This window comes from Citrobacter sp. LJND-P06 (genome assembly GCF_058188415.1).
Genome location: NZ_CP187317.1, coordinates 1660587 through 1680009, shown reverse-complemented (window position 1 = coordinate 1680009; position 19423 = coordinate 1660587). Strand labels below are relative to the sequence as shown.

15 protein-coding genes are annotated in these 19423 nt (G+C 53.1%); 3 read left to right on the top strand and 12 right to left on the bottom strand.

Annotated features, from left to right (window positions below; genetic code table 11):
* Nucleotides 1-21 precede the first annotated feature (21 nt).
* From wcaD to ACO7SM_RS07955, 7 genes are all read right to left on the bottom strand, one after another.
* Complete coding sequence (wcaD, locus tag ACO7SM_RS07985) at nt 22-1233, bottom strand: colanic acid polymerase WcaD (RefSeq protein WP_490470380.1); 1212 nt, start codon at nt 1231-1233, stop codon at nt 22-24.
* A complete protein-coding gene (wcaC, locus tag ACO7SM_RS07980) occupies nt 1208-2425 on the bottom strand; it encodes a colanic acid biosynthesis glycosyltransferase WcaC (protein WP_490470379.1) in 1218 nt (405 codons plus the stop codon). Before wcaC ends, wcaD begins: the two co-directional genes overlap by 26 nt.
* The gene (gene wcaB / locus ACO7SM_RS07975; protein ID WP_490470378.1) at nt 2422-2910 is read right to left on the bottom strand and encodes a colanic acid biosynthesis acetyltransferase WcaB; all 489 of its coding nucleotides are present in this window, start codon (nt 2908-2910) and stop codon (nt 2422-2424) included. Before wcaB ends, wcaC begins: the two co-directional genes overlap by 4 nt.
* Nucleotides 2911-2912: 2 nt before the next feature.
* A complete protein-coding gene (wcaA, locus tag ACO7SM_RS07970) occupies nt 2913-3755 on the bottom strand; it encodes a colanic acid biosynthesis glycosyltransferase WcaA (protein WP_490470377.1) in 843 nt (280 codons plus the stop codon).
* Nucleotides 3756-3890: 135 nt separating this feature from the next.
* The gene (gene wzc / locus ACO7SM_RS07965; protein ID WP_490470376.1) at nt 3891-6053 is read right to left on the bottom strand and encodes a tyrosine-protein kinase Wzc; all 2163 of its coding nucleotides are present in this window, start codon (nt 6051-6053) and stop codon (nt 3891-3893) included.
* On the bottom strand, nt 6050-6499 hold the full coding sequence (wzb, locus tag ACO7SM_RS07960; protein WP_490470375.1) for a low molecular weight protein-tyrosine-phosphatase Wzb: 450 nt from the start codon (nt 6497-6499) through the stop codon (nt 6050-6052). The genes wzc and wzb overlap by 4 nt, the downstream gene beginning before the upstream one ends.
* Before the next feature lie 5 nt (nt 6500-6504).
* Nucleotides 6505-7644: a polysaccharide export protein gene (locus tag ACO7SM_RS07955; RefSeq protein ID WP_490470374.1), complete on the bottom strand. Its 1140-nt coding sequence runs from the start codon at nt 7642-7644 to the stop codon at nt 6505-6507.
* Nucleotides 7645-8328: 684 nt separating this feature from the next.
* On the opposite strand from ACO7SM_RS07955, the gene ACO7SM_RS07950 reads away from it, so the two are divergent.
* On the top strand, nt 8329-9915 hold the full coding sequence (locus ACO7SM_RS07950) for a TerC family protein (RefSeq protein ID WP_490470373.1): 1587 nt from the start codon (nt 8329-8331) through the stop codon (nt 9913-9915).
* Nucleotides 9916-9960: 45 nt separating this feature from the next.
* Here ACO7SM_RS07950 and asmA read toward each other — a convergent pair whose 3' ends face one another.
* From asmA to udk, 3 genes are all read right to left on the bottom strand, one after another.
* Nucleotides 9961-11814, bottom strand: coding sequence for an outer membrane assembly protein AsmA (asmA, locus tag ACO7SM_RS07945; RefSeq protein ID WP_490470372.1), 1854 nt, complete (start codon nt 11812-11814; stop codon nt 9961-9963).
* A gap of 26 nt (nt 11815-11840) precedes the next feature.
* Complete coding sequence (gene dcd / locus ACO7SM_RS07940) at nt 11841-12422, bottom strand: dCTP deaminase (RefSeq protein WP_276294671.1); 582 nt, start codon at nt 12420-12422, stop codon at nt 11841-11843.
* A 91-nt stretch (nt 12423-12513) separates the two neighbouring features.
* The gene (gene udk / locus ACO7SM_RS07935; RefSeq protein WP_271445020.1) at nt 12514-13155 is read right to left on the bottom strand and encodes a uridine kinase; all 642 of its coding nucleotides are present in this window, start codon (nt 13153-13155) and stop codon (nt 12514-12516) included.
* 340 nt (nt 13156-13495) lie between these two features.
* Between udk and ACO7SM_RS07930 the strand changes: the two genes are divergently transcribed.
* Complete coding sequence (locus ACO7SM_RS07930) at nt 13496-16825, top strand: diguanylate cyclase (RefSeq protein ID WP_490470371.1); 3330 nt, start codon at nt 13496-13498, stop codon at nt 16823-16825.
* Here ACO7SM_RS07930 and alkA read toward each other — a convergent pair.
* A complete protein-coding gene (gene alkA / locus ACO7SM_RS07925) occupies nt 16793-17662 on the bottom strand; it encodes a DNA-3-methyladenine glycosylase 2 (protein WP_490470370.1) in 870 nt (289 codons plus the stop codon). The two genes, ACO7SM_RS07930 and alkA, sit on opposite strands and share 33 nt — an antisense overlap.
* Before the next feature lie 134 nt (nt 17663-17796).
* Here alkA and yegD point away from each other — a divergent pair, with 134 nt between their 5' ends.
* Nucleotides 17797-19149, top strand: a complete 1353-nt coding sequence (gene yegD, locus ACO7SM_RS07920; RefSeq protein WP_490470369.1) for a molecular chaperone — start codon at nt 17797-17799, stop codon at nt 19147-19149.
* 101 nt (nt 19150-19250) lie between these two features.
* Here yegD and ACO7SM_RS07915 read toward each other — a convergent pair whose 3' ends face one another.
* Nucleotides 19251-19307 carry a type I toxin-antitoxin system Ibs family toxin gene (locus ACO7SM_RS07915; protein ID WP_223882170.1) on the bottom strand — a complete coding sequence of 19 codons (57 nt, stop codon included), beginning with the start codon at nt 19305-19307 and terminating at the stop codon, nt 19251-19253.
* Nucleotides 19308-19423: the final 116 nt, after the last annotated feature.

The following is a 19423-nucleotide window of genomic DNA, read 5'->3' as shown; positions in this document are numbered from 1 at the left end:
CGTAACATTGCGTCTGATAATTCAGACGCTAAGCGCTTTGCGCAAAATAAACGGACACACAATTAAAAATGCATATTCCGGACTGAATATCGAACCAGTAAAAAACAGCGACACCGGTGTAAAAAGATAAAGCTGCACCCGAAAATTCTGATTATCGCCAAACGCATTTAATGTCATTTTTAAGACTTTCCACATGTACCACAGCGTCAATAACACCGCGAACCAGGAAAAATAAATAATCAGCAGATACAAACCATTGTCTATTGTTTTACCGACATCTGCACCGTTAAAAATTCCGAATGATGCAACATATTCATAAAGTGAGCCAAATCTGATAACACCATCAACATGGCTCAACGAATAACCCACCATCACTAACGGACCGATAATACGATAATAGGATGATGAGCCTTCAGTACCTAAATCTCCGAGGCGGGTCGAGATGTAAGGAAATGCAAATATCAAACCGACCAAAAACACGGCTAATGAGATTATCGCCAGTGGTAATTTTTTCTTTATTGCGTCCTTATTCAGATACTGAAACGCCCACTCCAGTAAGTAAAACAGAATAAATGTCATTACCCCTGAAAACGATCCTGATAATATTATCCCTGCCAGAATCATAGCATCAGTTTTAGGTGTTTTGATACCAAACTGTTTGATGCTGAGCCAAATTGAGATTAACGCCAGAGCAAAAAATGCGGGTTCGAAATACAGTGCTGTGGTTCGCTTGCCCCCGAATTTAATAAAATTCAGAACATAGCTATTACTGTAAATAAGATATTTCGAAATTCCTTCCATTAAACTGCTGCCGCCGGTGAGAATGATCTGCGCCATTTCGGCGGCGGCAAGCAACACCACCAGCGCCACCACCAGGTAGAAAAAACGCAGGATCTTACGGTAGTTGTGCGGTGAAATCGTTTTGAAGCGAATGCTCCAGACCATGCCGATAATGATGACGATATAGACAAACAGCAGGGTTGATGTCACGTATTTGCTGGCATCCAGCGACTGACCAAACAGATAGTTAAACGCTGTCAGCCCTGCCCCTACACCTAACGCGATCATCAGTTTTTTTATGTTGATGCGTTCCACAAATAACAGCAGCAGAACCGGCAAAAAGGTGACGATGGTGATGGGAAAACTTTCGCCCAGTTGCGCAATTTTGACGTTAACCAACAGATAGATAAGCGGCAACAGTAGATAACTACAGATTCTGATAGAACGAGACATACTCCTCCAGCATCTGGTTTCCACTGTACGCCGCACGACTGCGTTCACGAAACGCGGCCAGCGTGCTCCCGAATACCGCCTGCGCGATCGCTGATTTGCTCAGTTGCGCCAGCCGCATTACCTCCTCTTCGGCGAAGGTTTTTCCCCCTGATTTTTGCAAGACTTCCCGCGCGGCCTCGCTGTGGGTCGCAATAACCGGGACACCGATGGACAGCGCCTCGCAGAGGATCAGCGGATAGTTGTCGACCCGGGAACTGAACAGCAACGCATCCATCTGGTTAAGGGCGCTCATCAGCGTCCCTTTGTCCGTTTCAAAACCGTGGTTGATGACGTTTGCCCCTTCAAACGGCGAAAACTTGCCGAACGTGTGCAGTTCCACCTTATCGCCCAGCGCCATTAGCTCGCGTATCAACCGTTGATTTGTTTTGCCGTCATAACGTAAGTCATGCGCGACGATGGCAATCTTCGGACGACCCTGGGTTTCAACGACCGGGGGTAACGTTGAGAGAATCGCTTCGGTTGCCACATCAATACCGTTATTGATGACCCGGCAACGTCCTGCGCCATACAGACTATTGAAGGCCTGTGCCACATGCTGGCTGGGAGAGATAAACTGACAGCCCAGCGCCAGCATTTCGCGAAATAGCTGACGCTTTTCGTCCACCAGGTCATGTGCGCGATCCACCTTAACCGGCGGATAGTTACTCAGCGTTGGGCATTTCTGACAGCCCGACTTCCACCCCTCGCAGCCGTCGGTAAACGCGCAGCGGCCGGTAACGCTCCAGTGATCGTGCAGCGTCCACACCAGCGTCACATCGGGCTTGTGGTTTGTGACTTTTTCGCAGAACGCCACGACTTCAGCAAGATTCAGCCAATAGCTGTGCAACACATGAAAATGCAGCACCACGGGGCCAGGCGTGCGGGTTACGCTGCGGTATACATTATTCAGATTGCCGAACAGATCGCGATTGAACACACGAAACAGCGCAATGTTCGCCATCGAGGTTAGGCGCGGAGTGTGCTTTATGACGTGTGGGTAGCGGTGGTGGCTAACGCTTTTCTTGCCGCCTTTGCCATACCCGTATACAAAGCGAGAGGTCAGCCCTTTTTGCAGCGCGCGCTGGTGAAGATCTAACGCCACACCCGCCGCGCCGCCTTCCGCCAGCCGCACATTAAATTGCAGAATGTTCATTTTATGATCCTCACGCGCGCTTTCTCGCCCACCACCAGCGCGTTGTCCGGAATGCTGTCGAGCACGACGCTGCCTGCGCCAATCGTCACGTTATGACCAATGGTGATGCCGCCGAGCAGAATGACATTGGCGCCCAGCTCCACGCCGTTGCCAATCACCGGGCAGGCCATATTGTCAGCGCCGCGATTACCGATAGTGACGCCGTGGCGAAGGGTAAAATCGTCGCCCGCAACCACGTGTTTGTTAATCACCACCGCATAACCGTGATGGATGGTGAATCGGCGGCCAATGGTGGCCGCGGCTTGTATTTCATAACCGAAAAAGCCTTCGGTGATGACGCGATATAGCACCAGTACCGGTGCCGCCCACAGATTGTTCAGTACATTTTTTTTGCGCCAGACAGAGCAGAAATGGGCGACACGGTACGCCAGTACCATGCAGCACGGACGCAGGCTCCAGCTATTTGCGCGTAGATCTTCCAGCATACTTAGCGCCCCCGCAGTCCGTCAGCCAGCCGTTTGCCGTTACGTACGGATAAGAGCGTCAGCAGCGTGCGCCATGTCATGCGCTTATTGCGGATCTGATACAACGTAAACAACTGGTACTTTTTGCTGGCCCGGTCGAATTTGTCTTTGTGCTTGCGGTAAAAATGAAAGTAGCCGGAGAATTTTTTTGGCGATGAGGTGATCTGCATTTCGCCGTGATTGATGTGCAGGATTTGCGTCGCCTCTTCCACTTTCCACGGCTCACCGTATTCGACGACCATGCGCAGAAAAATGTCATAATCCTGCGCCGCCGAAAGCGACGTATCGAACAGGCACTCTTTAAAACGCCACGCCCCGGTAAAGACCTGATTGCCAATAATGTTGCGTTTGTAGAACAAACGGCGCGAGTACGGCGATTTGGGGTACAACGGCAAACTGGCAGGCTGCGAGTAAACCTCGCCCTCACAGACATAATCGTTGGCATATAAAAAGGCGTGCGTCACCAGTTGATGCGCGTGTTCAAGGAAGACGCTCAGACGGTTCGGCGTCCATTCATCATCATCATCAATCCCGGTAATGTAGGCGCCATTGGCCTGCATGATGGCCTGGTTGCGCACGGCGCAGGCACCGGAGTTGACGTCGTTGTGAATATAACGCACCCGGGGATCGTTCAGCCCTTCAACAAATTTCTGCAACTGTTCCCACGCGGTGGAACAATCATCCACGATGATCATCTCCCAGTGACGGTAATCCTGGCGCAATACCGATTTAATCGCCCGGATGGCGAGCTGTTGCCGGTTCCAGGTTGGCATATAAATGGAAATCAATGGGTTGTCTGTTTTCATGCTCGTTTCCCGAGGAATTTTTCCTGATGGCACAGCATGTAGGCCGGATAAGGCGTTTACGCCGCCATCCGGCAGCTATGCCTGATGGCGCTTTGCTTATCAGGCCTACTGAATTAGCAGGCCACTCACAATTGTTTATTTTGAATCCGACGTGTACTCGTATTCGTAGTAGCCGTAATCCTGGTACCCGGATGCCCGGCGGAATATGGAGTTGAGGATCACGCCTTTGACCGGAACGCCATTTTGTTCAAAGCGGCTCAGGCTGGTTTCCACCTCTTTCAGCGTGTTGACGGCGTAACGCGCCACCATCAGCGTGGTACCGGCGTGACGCCCCACAATGGCGGCGTCAGTCACCGCGAGTATCGGCGGCGTATCAATCAGCACCAGGTCATAGTTGGCGCTGGCCCAGCGAATCAGCTCGCCAAAACGTTCGTTCATCAGCAATTCGGAGGGATTCGGCGGGACTTGCCCACGCGGAACAAGGTCGAAATTCGGGATAGAGGTCGGTTTCGCACTGCTGGCGACCTCCCCTTTTCCCGCCAGAATATCGGATAGCCCATTCGTGTTATGGGTGCCGAGCAGTTCATGGGTGTAGCCCTTGCGCATGTCACAGTCGATCAGCAGTACCCGTTTATGGGTCTGGCTGATGACCGCCGCCAGGTTGGCGCAGACAAACGTTTTGCCGATGGAAGGACTCACGCCGGTGAGCATCAGCACATTGTTTTGCGCCTGCATCATGGCGAAGTGCAGACTGGTGCGCAGGCTACGCACCGCTTCCACGGCCAGGTCAGTGGGATTGCCCACCGCCAGCAACTGGCTCTGCTTGTAGCGCTTAACGCCTTTAACGGTTTTGACGTTATCGTGCGCCTTTTGCCACTCCGACAGCGGAATGCTGGCATAGACGCTGATCCCGTTCTCCTCCAGCGCCTGCGGGCTTTCAATCCCTCGATTAAGCAAGGCGCGCAGCAGAACGCCAACGATGGAAAGCATCAGGCCGAGAATAATGCTGCCGAGAATAATCAGCGCTTTCTTCGGCTTCAGTACACCGGGCTGTGCGATGGCCGGGTCGACGATCCTGACATCGCCTACCGTACTGGCCTCCGTGATTTTCAGCTCCTGCTGTTTATTCAGCAGTTGCATATAGACCTGCTGGCCGGATTCCACATCACGCGTCAGACGGACAATTTCCTGCTGCGTTTTCGGCATCGCCGTCACGCGGCCATTCAGCTTGTTTTTTTCCTCTTCCAGCGCCTTGCGTTTTTCCAGCAATGTGCGGTAAGCCGGATGCACTTTGGTGTACAGCTTGGAAATTTCCGCCTCTTTGAACGTCAGTTCGTTCAACTGGGCATCGATGTTGACCATCGAATCCAGCACCGCTTTCGCTTCCAGCGGCAAATCGACCGAGTCTTTGTCCTGGCGAAAAGCGTTCAGTTTGTTCTCTGCAATATCCAGACGGCCCCGGACTTCAGGCAGTTGTTTCGCCAGGAACGCCAGGCTTTTGGCCGCCTCTTCGGATTTGCGCTCAACATTTTGCTGCAAATAGTTGCGGGTGATGCTGTTAAGAATGTCGCGGATCTGCTCTCTGTCTTCTCCGGTAAAACTGAGGCTTAATACGCCCGTGTCTTTCCCGTTTTCCGTCACCGTCAGGTTGTTTTGCAACGTGTTGATCATCCCCAGGGTGGAGAATTTCGTCACCGTGAATTCACTGTCTGGCGCGGCCTGAATCGCGCTAACGTTCAGGGTAACGCCCTCTTTGCTGAGCGACTGTCCCACCTGACCCCGTGCGCTAAAACCGCCGTCGCTGGTCAGTTCATACGTTTTGTCGCTCAGAACATGCAGGGTAAACACCTGCTCATTCATCGCCTTCGGGCGGGTGAACGTGGTCACTTTTACCGTGTCATTCTGACGCCCCATCAGGCGATCCCACCCGGTGCCAAACAGCGGAAAGCTGTTTTTGGTGACGGCAATATCCAGATTGAGGTCGTCCACCGTTTTTCCCAGCACCAGGCGCGACTGAATAAGCTGGATTTCTGCGTCTGACGCTGGCGGTTTATTCGACAGCGCCGAGCCGATATCCTGCACCAGTGAGTTACCGTTATTCTGCTCAATCTGCACCAGCGCATCGGCACTGTAGATAGGCGTGGCAAAGAGGGTGTAGATGCTGGCGCACAGCGCAAACGCCGCCGTGATGCCAAGAACCCACCAGCGCGCCTCAATAACGGTTCCCACCAGACGGCCAATATCAATTTCATCATTGCCCGTTACGGGTGCCGCAGACTGTTTTACGTTTTCTGTCATTGTTTTCCCTGCTCTGCATTCAGTGCCTGCGCCCACTGGCGGGCAGACCGTTCAAGGAGTGAGTACACCGCTTCAAACGCATCACGACTTTTGCGATACGGATCGGGTATTTCACGTTCACTGTCCCAATGACCAAACAACATCACTTTGCCGCGCATCTCCGGCGCTATCTCGCATAACCGGGCAATATGGCGTTTTTCCATGGTCAGAATCAGGTCATAGTCGCGGCACATACGCCCGGATATCTGACGTGCGCAGTGCCCTTCCAAAGAGAGGTTATGCGCCGCCGCGACGCTGAATGCCGCCGGGTCGGCCCCATGACCAGACAGCGCCCCTAAACCGGCGGATTCCACCGTCAGCGCGGGGTGATAATGTTTCAGCAAACGTTCTGCCGTTGGGGAACGGCAAATGTTCCCCACGCAGACAACTAAGATTTTGTTAAACATGACGATTACCAGGTGTGAATGTCGCTGGCCGTATCCGTCATGTAACGGACACCGCTAATGGTCGGCAGCAACTGATTGATCAGACGGTTCCAGCGAGCCACCGGCGCGGTCGTGACATAAACCACGTCGTAAGGTTGCAGACGGAATTCCGTCGCCATCACCAGAGACGTGGCATCGGACATATCTAGCTGATAGATATTGGCAATCTTGCCGTTACGCCCGCCCTCGCCTTTCAGCGGACGGATCACAAAGATGCCGCTGGCGTTGGAGGTCGTCAGATCGATGCCTTCCGCCGTTCCCAGCGCTTCGGTCAGCGTCATACCGCTGAAGTCCATTTTGAGCGTGCTCTGTTTCTTCACTTCGCCCATCACGAAGACTTTCAGATCGTCATTGCGTGGCACAAACAGGATGTCCCCGGGATACAGCAGTCGATTCTGACTGAGATCGCCGTTTTGCATCAGCGCCTGCAGGGAAATGCGCTGCTCCTGCCCTTTATGAGTCAGCACCACATTGCGCCAGTCGGCGGTGTCCGTTAAACCGCCAGCAGCATTAATGGCGTCGAGGACGGTCAGAGGAACGTTGGTGATCGCCTGCTGGCCCGATTTATTCACCTGCCCGGAGACATACGCCTTCTGCGAGCGGAAAGCGGCGATATTAACGTCCACCTGCGGGTCAGCAATGTACTTCGCTAAGCGCCCGGTAATATCACTGCGGATTTCACCCAGCGTTTTTCCGACCACGCTGACTTTGCCAATGTAGGGATAAAACATCGTGCCGTCAGGCTGCACCCAGTTCCCGGCGTCGCTGGAACTACGATACTGCCCCGCCGGGGTGGTCAGTTCCGGGTGATCCCAGACAGTCACATTCAGCACGTCGCCTGCACCGACCCGGTACTGGTAGCTGGCGATCTCCTGGTCCAGCGACATATTGGGTTGCGCCACGTTGGGTCGCGGGCGTAATTGTTCAACCAAACGCGGGGTTAACGGATAGACATTCACCATTCGGTCGAGATCAAAATCAGCGTCCTGTTGTTTGATGACATCTTTTCCCATCGTAGACATATTGCTGCCCGGAAGTACTGTGCACCCACTTATCAGGGCTACCGACACCAATAATGGCATCAATTTCATTTTGGATTTCATCATTGATTATTTATCACTTTGGTAGAGTAATTATCCTGTGCAATTTAAATAGCGACTTCACCTGTTCATATTTACCTTGCAGTTAATTGACCAGGAATTTAACTGGCATCAGTCCTAAAAAATCGGCTTTCATCCACAGGCTATTGACAGAATAATAGAGGCTCGTCTTCCGGCAGCCAGACACGCTACCGCCCTTGGCTTTCTAGCTACCAATACACTGATTCACTTAAGTTTTTGCAATCCTCTTTATTTTTATATTCTTGCCAGCAAAGCTGGCATTGCAGAAAATAATAAAGAACAGACAGCGTCTGCTTCATCACTGAAGAATATTTTTGCCGGGCATTAATACTGCCAGAATTGTTGCAGCTAACGTAATAGCAGGCAAGGTAACAAGTCCGACCCTCACTCTTTTTAAGATTAATATTAAGCCTTGTTTGTTTATAATTTTAGGATTTTATTGATGTTGACAATATTTAATTTAGACAACTACCTGCGATATATCCTAAATATAATTCCGTACTCTATGCTTTCCCTGCGAAAATAGTGTGGTTATTTTGACGTCAATTTTATGCTGCGCCCGTTGATATAAAAGGAAGAGAAATCGCGTTACGGCATTGCAATTTGGCCCAGCTTTATCCATGATCGAATTGTGACAATTGTCATATAACCTGGGGTATTACGTTTACTATGGAATGGATTGCCGATCCGTCAATCTGGGCCGGACTCGTCACGCTTATTGTGATTGAGTTAGTCCTCGGCATTGATAACCTCGTCTTTATTGCTATCCTCGCAGAAAAACTGCCTCCCGCGCAGCGTGACCGTGCGCGTATCATCGGGCTGCTGTTAGCAATGGTCATGCGCCTGCTGTTGCTGGCGTCAATCTCATGGCTGGTCACGTTGACCAACCCCCTTTTCAGCATCCATGGGCTTAGCTTCAGTGCGCGTGACCTGATTATGCTGTTTGGCGGCTTCTTCTTGCTGTTTAAAGCCACCATGGAGCTGAACGAAAGGCTGGAAGGGAAAGACAGCGATAATCCCACTCAGCGGAAGGGGGCAAAGTTCTGGGGTGTGGTGGCACAAATCGTAGTACTGGATGCCATCTTCTCGCTCGATTCGGTTATCACCGCCGTGGGGATGGTCGATCACCTTGCCGTCATGATGGCCGCCGTGATTATCGCCATTAGCCTGATGCTGCTTGCCAGCAAGTCCCTGACGCGCTTTGTTAATAGCCACCCGACTATCGTTATTCTGTGTCTCAGCTTCTTGCTGATGATCGGGTTCAGCCTTGTGGCTGATGGATTTGGGTTCCACATTCCGAAAGGGTATCTGTACGCCGCTATCGGGTTCTCGGTGATGATTGAAGCCCTTAACCAACTGGCGATTTTTAACCGCCGTCGCTTTCTGTCTGCGAACCATACCTTGCGCCAGCGCACCACAGAGGCGGTTATGCGCCTGCTGAGCGGGCAAAAAGAAGACGCCGAACTGGATGCACAAACCGCCTCAATGCTGGTGGATCACGACAATCGCCAGATCTTCAATCCGCAAGAACGACGAATGATTGGGCGAGTACTGAATCTGAATCAACGTACTGTCAGCAGTATCATGACCTCGCGTCACGACATTGAGCATATCGATCTCAGCGCTCCCGAAGCCGACGTCCGCGCCTTGCTGGAGAAAAATCAGCATACCCGGCTGGTTGTCACCGCAGAAAATGAGCAAGAAGATTTGGTTGGCGTGGTGCACGTCATCGATCTGTTACAGCAATCGCTGCGCGGTGAGCCGCTCGACCTGCGGGCGCTGATCCGCCAGCCGCTGGTGTTCCCGGAAACGCTGCCGTTGCTTCCCGCCCTGGAGCAGTTCCGTAACGCGCGCACCCACTTTGCCTTTGTGGTGGATGAGTTTGGTTCTGTTGAAGGGATTGTCACGCTCAGTGATGTGATGGAGACGATTGCCGGGAACCTGCCCAATGAAGTCGAAGAGATCGACGCCCGTCACGACATTCAGAAGAACCCGGACGGCTCCTGGACCGCCAATGGTCATATGCCGCTGGAAGACCTTGTGCAATATGTTCCGTTGCCGCTGGACGAGAAACGTGAATACCACACGATCGCCGGGCTGCTGATGGAATACCTACAACGGGTACCGAAACCCGGTGAAGAAGTTCAGGTCGGCGATTATCTGTTAAAAACGTTACAGGTCGAAAGCCATCGGGTGCAAAAGGTGCAGTTGATTCCGCTGCGTCATGATGAGGAAGATCTGGACTACGAGGTGTGATGGAAACGGGATGGCCCGCAAAATGGGGGGCCATCCGGTCAATGCTTACATCTTATCAAGCAACTGCTTCACGTCTTTACCGTTACGGCTATCTTTATTGCGATCCGCCCAGTTGTTGAGACGGCGTTTCGCTTCATCCTGCATATGTTTGCGCAAGAGCTGGTCTACTTTTAGGGTGTAATTCAGTGAATTCCAGTTCCCGTAAACCCTGAGCGGAACCGGCGTCTCTTGCAGGAAAGTGACCAGCTTACTGTCCCCTGTCCAGCCGTCGAGCACCTTAATATTAAATTCGGTGTCACAGGTCTGATCGATAAGATCCAACGTCCCTTTACCGGAAAGCGCCAGCAGCGAGGATTGCCCCTGCATATCGTTGAGCGTCAGCTCGCCTTTGCTGAGCGTGACATCGCTCTCAAAGTGATCCAGACGCGTGGCGTTATCGAAGCTTTGTTGTGATTGCACATCGCCGCCGTTACGCTCAACAGCTTGTTGCACCAACTGTTGGAAGTTCATCCCTTCCATCTGCGTGTCGTTCATTTCAACACGCGCCTGACCCTGCCAGCTATGGCGAAACGCCCACGCATCAATATCCGCGCCAGAGAACTCCCCGGTCAGCGACATCTTCCCGGTCAGAGAGATGGGGTAATTAAAGGCTTTAAGAATGGTTCCAATCTCAACATTCTCGAGACGGGGATGAAACACCGCCTGCGGTTCCTGCGCCCTGGCATCCAGTTCACCCGGCAGCGAAACCAGACCGCCATCGAGTTTCCCTTCTAGCTTATCGATATTCAGCAGCCCTGACTGATTCGACATTTTGGCAGCAACATCGGTAAACGCCATGCCCCGCCAACGGACATCTGCCGCCTGCAACGAAATGTCCGCAGAAAAACCGTGCAAGCCGCTGTACGCCGGTTCATCAATCCGTGATGAGATAACCGGTCTTGCGAGCGTTGGCTGGCTCTGCCCCTGCTGCGTTATACCGTTTGCGCCAGGCACCTCTTCATTATGCGGGAGAAGATTATCAAGATTGAGCTTGCCAAACTGAAGGTCAATCACCCATTCCGGTTTATCATTGAGCGTTATCTCTGTTTTTCCGGTGAGCGTGCTGTCATTGGCCGTTAAATTAAGCTGGCTAAAAGAGAGTTTTTTGTCTTCTTCCTGCCACTGTGCCTGTAATTGTCCTTGCCCCTGAATCCCTTGTTTGGGTAAATCAGCGCCCTGCAATTGCCAGGTAAACTGTTGAATCGAGGCCTCCAGATTATGCGGATAATCAGAAGCATCAACCGTACCATTCAGGGCAAGGTTGAGATCGCGCTGGTCACGGTTGACGCGCCCGGAAAACTCGAACGAACCGCGATGTTGGGTATCCTGGTCCATTTGCAAATGGATATCGCGAACCGTGACCTGCTCATCGTTCTCATGCTGGAAAACCAGCACGCTGTCTGCCACGCGTAAACTGGCGATATCAAACGACCAACCGCGATCTTCAGCAATGTCCGGTAGCGTATTGTCTTTTGGCGCAACCGGCGCGTCTTTGCCAGGCATCGCTTCCGATTGCGGGGTCAGTTGGATCACGGCCCCTTTCAGCATCACCTGCTCAATATTGAGCTGATGGCTCAAAAGCGGCCATAAAGAGACGTCAAGACGCATGTTGTCAGCGCGAATTAACGGCTCACTTGCACCTTGCGCCGTTAAGGTCATCCGCCCGGAGAGGATGCTAAGCTGCGGCCAGACATGCCAACGCAGTGACCCATCCAGTTCGAGTTGATATCCGCTACGCGCAGCAACCTGCTGCACCATATATGCGCGGAAATCATTTGGATTGACCAACATAACTAACGCAGAAAAACCGGCCACCAGCACGACCAGTAAGATCATCAGCGTCGTCAGAAATCGTCTCATGCTATCCTCAATGGATCGGAAAAGGCTTAGTCTTTATCAATCCGACTGGCTACCGCGCCTTGTTGATCGCGATACTTCGCGTCTTCACGACGATTGTAAGGACGCGCTGCGGGGCCGGAAAGCGGCTCGAAGCTCAGGGCGCCAATCAACATACCAGGGCGCAGCGCCAGCGGTAATTTCCCGGAATTGTAAAACTCCAGCACAATACAACCCGACCAGCCGGGATCGATACGGTGCGCAGTCACGTGCACCATCAACCCCAGACGCGCCAGCGAAGAACGACCGTCCAGCCATCCCACCAGATCCGGCGGCAGCGTAACAGACTCATAGGTCACCGCCAGCGCCAGTTCGCCAGGATGCAGGAAAAAGGCCTCGCCTTCTTCCAGCACGATTTCATCGCTCATCACGCGATCCAGCGCGGCGCTCACTTCCGCTTTAGGGCCACTCAGGTCGATAAAGGCGGCCGTGTGGCCACTGAACGTGCGAAACTTATTGCCCAGGCGCACATCGACTGTCGCGCCGTTGATGCGCTCTACAGGAGGACGCGGGTTGATCGACAAACGGCCTTCATCCAGCCAGGCTTCAATATCTCGGTCACACAAACGCATAGTACTTTCTCCTTTTGAGCATCAATCCCTTGACGTCTGGTGCGTCAAGGGCGAACCAGGTTATCACTGAACGGTACACAATTCGCTGAACTTATTCAAAGAACTGACTGATTTTCGCTTTCAGAATATCGATAGCGATGCGGTTCTTACCGCCGCGCGGCACGATAATATCCGCATACTGTTTAGAGGGTTCGATAAACTGCAGGAACATCGGACGGACGGTTTTCTGATACTGCGCCATCACCGAATCCATAGAACGGCCGCGCTCATTGACGTCGCGTTTGATGCGACGCATCAGGCAAATATCCAGCGGGGTATCGACAAAAATAGAGAAGTTCATCTCTTCACGTAACCGCGCATCCGTCAGCAACAAAATACCTTCCAGGATGATGACTTTTTTCGGTTCCACGCGAACTGTTTCTTTCATACGGGTATGTTCAACATAGCTGTACACCGGCAGTTCAATCGGACAACCGCGTTTAAGCGTTTGCAGATGTTGAAACAGCAAGCTGTGATCCATCGCGTTGGGATGGTCATAGTTGGTTTTTACGCGCTCTTCCATCGACAGATGGCTTTGATCTTTGTAATAGCTGTCTTCGGGAATAACGCCAATATGTGCATCACCGACTTGTTCACGCAACTCACGATAAAGGGTACTGGCAATGAGACTTTTGCCGGAAGCGGACGCGCCAGCGATACCGATAATGACGCACTGATGAGACTGATCAGTCATAAATTTAGCGACCTGAATAACCTGGATGTTAGGGAGGGCGGCGTAGAAACGCCAAACGCGGCAATTATAGGGATTTCAGGCGCTCGATACCAGTCGAGATAGCAGATGGCGCAGCGGGTGCTAAATTACGCCCCAATATTTCCCTTTCGCAAATTAAAATGGTCAACTTTAAAGCAGGCAAGAAGGTTATTGCCATTAGTAAGGAATTATTAACCTAATCGTGTCATTTTATGAGCAGTTGGCGTATAAATTGTAAATTGTTTGTACTAGCATAACCACAGATAAAAACTGACGCGTCCGGGTGTTCCGTGACGGTACGGGCTATTCGGATAACGCGGTAATGAGTAAACCATTCCAACATGTTTTAGTTACCCTACCCCATCCTCTACTGCGTCTTGTCAGTTTAGGCCTGGTGGCCTTTATCTTTACGCTGTTTTCGCTCGAATTATCGCGTTTTGGTACACAACTGGCGCCATTGTGGTTCCCGACCTCGATTATGATGGTGGCGTTTTACCGCCACGCGGGCCGCATGTGGCCAGGGATTGCGCTCTCCTGCTCGCTCGGGAGTCTCGGCGCGGCGTTACTGCTTTTTCCTGATACCTCGCTGAACTTTACCTATACCGCAATTAACATTCTCGAAGCCGTCATCGGCGCAATATTGCTGCGTAAACTTCTGCCCTGGTATAACCCATTACAAAATCTGAGCGACTGGATCCGTCTGGCGATTGGCAGCGCGGTGGTTCCGCCTCTGGTGGGCGGGCTCCTTATCTGGCTGCTGGTGCCGGAAAGCGCGCAGTTAAAAGCATCTCTTATTTGGGTTCTTTCTGAATCAATTGGCGCGCTGGCGCTGGTTCCCCTGGGGTTGCTGTTTAAACCACATTATTTGTTGCGCCACCGTGACCCGCGTTTATTGCTTGAGACGCTGCTGACACTGGCCGTCACGCTGGTGCTGAGTTGGCTCTCAATGCAATATCTGCCGTGGCCGTTTACCAGCGTCATCGTGTTGCTGATGTGGAGCGCGGTACGTCTGCCGCGCGTGGAAGCCTTTTTAATCTTCCTCGTGACCGTGATGATGGTGTCATTAATGATGGCCGTCGATCCCTCGCTGCTCTCAACGCCAAAAGCCAACATCATGGCGAACGTCCCCTGGCTGCCGTTTTTAATGATTCTGCTGCCCGCCAACGTGATGACCATGGTGATGTACGCGTTTCGGACTGAGCGTAAACACATTTCCGAAAGCGAGGCGCGCTTTCGCAACGCCATGGAATACTCCGCCATCGGCATGGCGCTGGTCGGTACCGAAGGCCAGTGGCTGCAAGCGAATAAAGCGCTGTGCCAGTTTCTTGGCTATAGCCAGGATGAACTACGCGCGCTCACGTTCCAGCAACTGACCTGGCCGGAAGATCTCAATAACGATCTTGAACAGCTCAATATGCTGGTGCTCGGCGATATCAACAGTTACTCGATGGAAAAGCGCTACTACACCCGGGACGGAGAAGTGGTCTGGGCGCTGCTGACCGTCTCGCTGGTGCGTCATAGCGATGCCACCCCGCTCTACTTTATTGCGCAGATTGAAGATATCAACGACCTGAAGCAAACCGAACGGGTAAATAAACGCCTGATGGAGCGGATTACGCTGGCGAATGAAGCAGGCGGTATTGGCATCTGGGAGTGGGAGCTGCAGCCTGATGTGATCAGTTGGGATAAGCGTATGTTCGATCTCTACGAAATCCCGCAGCACATCAAACCCTCGTGGCAAGTCTGGTATGACTGCGTGTTGCCAGAAGATCGCGATCACGCAGAAAGAGTGATCCGGGATGCGCTCACCGCCCGCCGCCCCTTCAAACTGGAGTTTCGTATTGCGGTAAAAGGCGGCATCCGCCATATCCGTTCGCTGGCTAACCGGGTATTAAATAAAGACGGCGAAGTGGAACGCTTACTCGGCATCAATATGGACATGACCGAAGTGAAGCAGTTGAACGAAGCGCTATACCAGGAAAAAGAGCGCCTGCACATTACGCTGGATTCCATCGGGGAAGCCGTGGTGTGTATTGACGTCGACATGAACGTCACCTTTATGAACCCGGTGGCGGAAAAGATGAGTGGCTGGCAGCAAAATGACGCAATGGGGGTGCCGCTCCTGACCGTGCTGCGCATTACCTTTGGCGACAACGGCCCGTTAATGGAAAACATCTACAGCGCAGACATGTCCCGCTCCGCAATTGAGCAGGATGTGGTGCTGCATTGCCGTACCGGCGGCAACTACGATATCCATTACAGCATTACCCCGCTCAGTACGCTGGACGGTGGCAATATTGGATCGGTATTGGTTATCCAGGATGTCACTGAATCGCGCAAAATGCTGCGCCAGCTCAGTTACAGCGCATCCCATGACGCCCTGACCCACCTGGCGAACCGGGTCAGTTTCGAAAACCATCTGAAGCGTTTGCTGCAAACCGTTCACGACACCCACCAACGCCATGCCCTGATCTTTATTGACCTTGACCGTTTCAAAGCCGTCAACGACAGCGCAGGCCATGCCGCCGGTGACGCGCTGTTGCGTGAGATCTCCGCGCTCATGCTCAGTATGATCCGTTCCAGCGACGTGCTGGCGCGACTGGGCGGGGATGAATTTGGGTTGTTACTGCCAGACTGTAATATCGAAAGCGCCCGTTTCATCGCAACGCGAATGATTAACGCCATCAACGATTACCACTTTATGTGGGAAGGGCGCCTGCACCGTATTGGCGCCAGCGCCGGGATAACGCGGATTGACGAACGCAATTATCTGGCAACGGACGTCATGTCTCAGGCCGACATCGCCTGTTACGCCTCCAAAAACAGTGGCCGTGGTCGCGCCACCGTGTATGAGCCTCAGCAAGAAGAGACTCACAAAGAGCGGGGAATGATGTCGCTGGATGAGCAGTGGCATATGATTAAAGATCATCATTTGCTGATGATGGCGCGGGGAGTGGCATCACCGAGGATCCCTGAAACATGCAGCTTCTGGTTGATTTCATTACGCCTGTGGACCCGTGAAGGCGACGTCGTGGAAGAACAAGCCTTCCGCGCAGGATTGGTTGACCCGGCGCTCAATCATGCGCTCGACCGCCGCGTACTGCATGAGTTTTTCCATCATGCAGCCCAGCCCGTTGCCAGTAAGGGGCTGAGCGTCGCCCTCCCCCTTTCCGCCGCCGGGTTAAGCAGCGCGACCCTGATCGATGAGTTACTCACTCACCTTGAACTCAGCCCGCTCCCGGCACGTCTGCTGCACCTGGTGGTGCCAGCCGATGTCATGATCACACATCCAACTGAAACCACTTCTGCCATTCAAAAACTGCGCCAGGCGGGATGCCGGATTATTTTCAGCCAGGTCGGTCGCGATCTGGAACTCTTCAGCCATCTGACTCCACACATGGCTGACTATCTGCTGCTTGAAAGTGAACTCGCCACCAGCTTGCACGGGAATTTGATGGACGAAATGCTGGTTTCAATCATCCAGGGCAATGCACAGCGACTGGGGATCAAAACGCTGGTCGGCCCGGTGCAGACGCCGGTTATTATGGATGCGCTTTCCGGCATCGGGATTGACCTGATTTATGGCGATATCATTGCGGACGCTAAGCCGTTGGATCTGCTACTTAGCACCAGCTATTTCGCCATCAACTGACGGCTGCCAGCCTTCCGTATACCAGATATGCAACAACGCGTAGGAGCGCCAGGGTTTCCAGCGTTCGGCATAGCGCCGAATCTGCGCGGGCGTCATGCCGGGAAAGCGCTGTTTAATCAGATAATCGTCTGGCAAAAAAATGTCCTTTGCCTGCCAGCCGCGCAGCGCGAAGTAATTGGCGGTCCAGCGACCAATACCGGGAAACGTTTGCAGCGCTTTGACGCCAAGCTCAATGTCAGAGGGCGGCGTGACCGCTAATGCGCCATTAAGCGTCGCCTGAGCCAAATGAACCAACGCCTCACCGCGTTTGAGCGGCATTCCCAGGGCTTTAAGCTCGACCGGGTTCGCAGCGGCCAACGTTTCAGGGCCGGGAAAACAGACATAATCTGCGGCATCTTCCAGCGTCTCACCATAACGGCGAGCCACCTTCGCGGTCAGTTTAGCGGCCATCGCCACACTGACCAGTTGCCCCAGAATCGCCCGCACGCCCTGTTCAAACGCATCAACAGCGCCCGGCAGACGTAACCCTGGGCGTGCAGCCCCCAGTTCGCCAAGCGCATCACTCACCCGCAACGGATCACAGCGAAGATCGAAGAGACACTCGATTTTCGCCAGACATTCTGCTGCTACGGGCTGTAAACCAGGACTCAGGGTAATCTGCAATGAATGGGTCTGAGAGTCTGGCACCGCAGTCAGCAGTCCCCGATGCTCCCCAATAGCCAGACTTCGCACGTAGGACGACGCGCCCACGGTCTCCACGCCATCAACCGCACGCGCGGCGAGAAAACCCAACATCCAGGACCAGTCATACGGCGGTTGCCAGCTCAGGGTATACATTGCGACTCCTTTAACGGTAAGACTTCAGCATAAACGGTTTATCCGCGTTACGCCTTGCTTTCATATTCCAGTTGTCGGGGCGGCAACATTTCGTTAAAGTCACGCCCCTTCTTCACTGGCATGGGGATTTTTCAGTGTTTATTGGTTTTGATTACGGTACGGCGAACTGTTCAGTGGCCGTTATGCAAGATGGGCAACCACGCCTGCTCCGAATGGAAAATAACAGCACGTTGTTGCCTTCTATGCTGTGCGCTCCCACGCGCGAAGCGGTGAGTGAGTGGTTGTACCGCCATCACGATGTTCCGGCAACGGATGCAGAGACGCAGGCGTTGTTGCGTCGCGCGGTGCGCTATAACCGGGAAGAAGATATTGATGTCAACGCGGGCAGCATCCAGTTTGGACTCGCCTCTCTGGCCCAGTACATTGACGATCCCGAAGAGGTTTACTTCGTTAAATCGCCCAAATCTTTCTTAGGTGCCACCGGACTTAAGCCACAGCAGGTTGCGCTGTTCGAGGATTTGGTTTGCGCCATGATGCTGCACATCCGCCTTCAGGCACAAAGCCAGTTGCCCGAATCGATACACCAGGCGGTCATTGGTCGCCCGATCAACTTCCAGGGATTAGGCGGAGACGACGCCAATGCCCAGGCGCAAGGGATTCTGGAGCGTGCGGCAAAGCGCGCGGGGTTTGCGGATGTGGTATTTCAGTATGAACCGGTTGCAGCAGGGCTGGATTATGAGGCCACGCTGCGCGAAGAAAAACGGGTTCTGGTTGTCGACATTGGCGGCGGTACTACGGACTGCTCCTTGCTGTTGATGGGCCCCCAATGGCATCAACGCGCTGACCGCGAAACCAGTCTGCTCGGACACAGTGGATGTCGCGTCGGCGGTAACGATCTTGATATCGCGCTGGCGTTTAAGAACCTGATGCCGCTGCTCGGCATGGGGGGCGAAACAGAAAAAGGCATCGCGCTGCCCATTCTGCCTTGGTGGAATGCCGTCGCGATAAACGATGTTCCGGCACAAAGTGATTTTTACAGCACCGCCAACGGTCGCTTACTGAACGATCTGGTGCGTGATGCGCGTGACGCAGACAAAGTTGCGCTGCTGCTCAAAGTCTGGCGTCAACGTCTGAGCTATCGCCTGGTGCGCAGTGCGGAAGAGAGCAAAATTGCCCTTTCCGAACAGCCCCATGTCACCACGTCGTTGCCTTTCATCAGCGACGAACTTGCAGCAGCGATCAGCCAGCAAGGGCTGGAAGCAGCGCTGAATCAGCCACTGGCAAGAATTCTGGAACAGGTTCAACTGGCGCTGGATAACGCACAGGAAAAACCGGATGTGATTTACCTGACCGGCGGCAGCGCACGTTCACCGCTGCTCAGGAAAGCACTGGCCGAACAGCTACCGGGAATTCCGATTGCCGGAGGCGATGATTTTGGCTCGGTAACCGCCGGTCTGGCACGCTGGGCGGACGTGGTTTTTCGCTAACCATCTCGCAAGCTGAACAGCGTGTGGATTGACTTTATCGTTGCCAACGATTAACGTCAGGAGTGAGGGTATGGGAGAGGTTTCCCCCTCCCCCTGGTGTCTTAGTATGCTGGCAAGCTGATCACTAAGAGTATCACCAGTATGATGACTAGCCTCATCATAACCCTTTCCTTATTTAAGGCCCCTTCCTCGGGAGGGGCTTTCCCGTTTCAGCGTCCTGCTGAAATCTGTGGCTTACCTCCTTCGCCGTGCCGCCACTTTAACGTAATACCCC

What these genes read in the sequence shown, in the direction of transcription:
- wcaC (WP_490470379.1), bottom strand. Translation starts at nt 2,425, where the DNA reads ATGAACATTCTGCAATTTAATGTGCGGCTGGCGGAAGGCGGCGCGGCG.
- wzb (WP_490470375.1), bottom strand. Translation starts at nt 6,499, where the DNA reads ATGTTTAACAAAATCTTAGTTGTCTGCGTGGGGAACATTTGCCGTTCC.
- wcaB (WP_490470378.1), bottom strand. Translation starts at nt 2,910, where the DNA reads ATGCTGGAAGATCTACGCGCAAATAGCTGGAGCCTGCGTCCGTGCTGC.
- wcaD (WP_490470380.1), bottom strand. Translation starts at nt 1,233, where the DNA reads ATGTCTCGTTCTATCAGAATCTGTAGTTATCTACTGTTGCCGCTTATC.
- alkA (WP_490470370.1), bottom strand. Translation starts at nt 17,662, where the DNA reads ATGTATACCCTGAGCTGGCAACCGCCGTATGACTGGTCCTGGATGTTG.
- wcaA (WP_490470377.1), bottom strand. Translation starts at nt 3,755, where the DNA reads ATGAAAACAGACAACCCATTGATTTCCATTTATATGCCAACCTGGAAC.
- ACO7SM_RS07955 (WP_490470374.1), bottom strand. Translation starts at nt 7,644, where the DNA reads ATGATGAAATCCAAAATGAAATTGATGCCATTATTGGTGTCGGTAGCC.
- udk (WP_271445020.1), bottom strand. Translation starts at nt 13,155, where the DNA reads ATGACTGATCAGTCTCATCAGTGCGTCATTATCGGTATCGCTGGCGCG.
- wzc (WP_490470376.1), bottom strand. Translation starts at nt 6,053, where the DNA reads ATGACAGAAAACGTAAAACAGTCTGCGGCACCCGTAACGGGCAATGAT.
- dcd (WP_276294671.1), bottom strand. Translation starts at nt 12,422, where the DNA reads ATGCGTTTGTGTGACCGAGATATTGAAGCCTGGCTGGATGAAGGCCGT.
- ACO7SM_RS07930 (WP_490470371.1), top strand. Translation starts at nt 13,496, where the DNA reads ATGAGTAAACCATTCCAACATGTTTTAGTTACCCTACCCCATCCTCTA.
- ACO7SM_RS07950 (WP_490470373.1), top strand. Translation starts at nt 8,329, where the DNA reads ATGGAATGGATTGCCGATCCGTCAATCTGGGCCGGACTCGTCACGCTT.
- asmA (WP_490470372.1), bottom strand. Translation starts at nt 11,814, where the DNA reads ATGAGACGATTTCTGACGACGCTGATGATCTTACTGGTCGTGCTGGTG.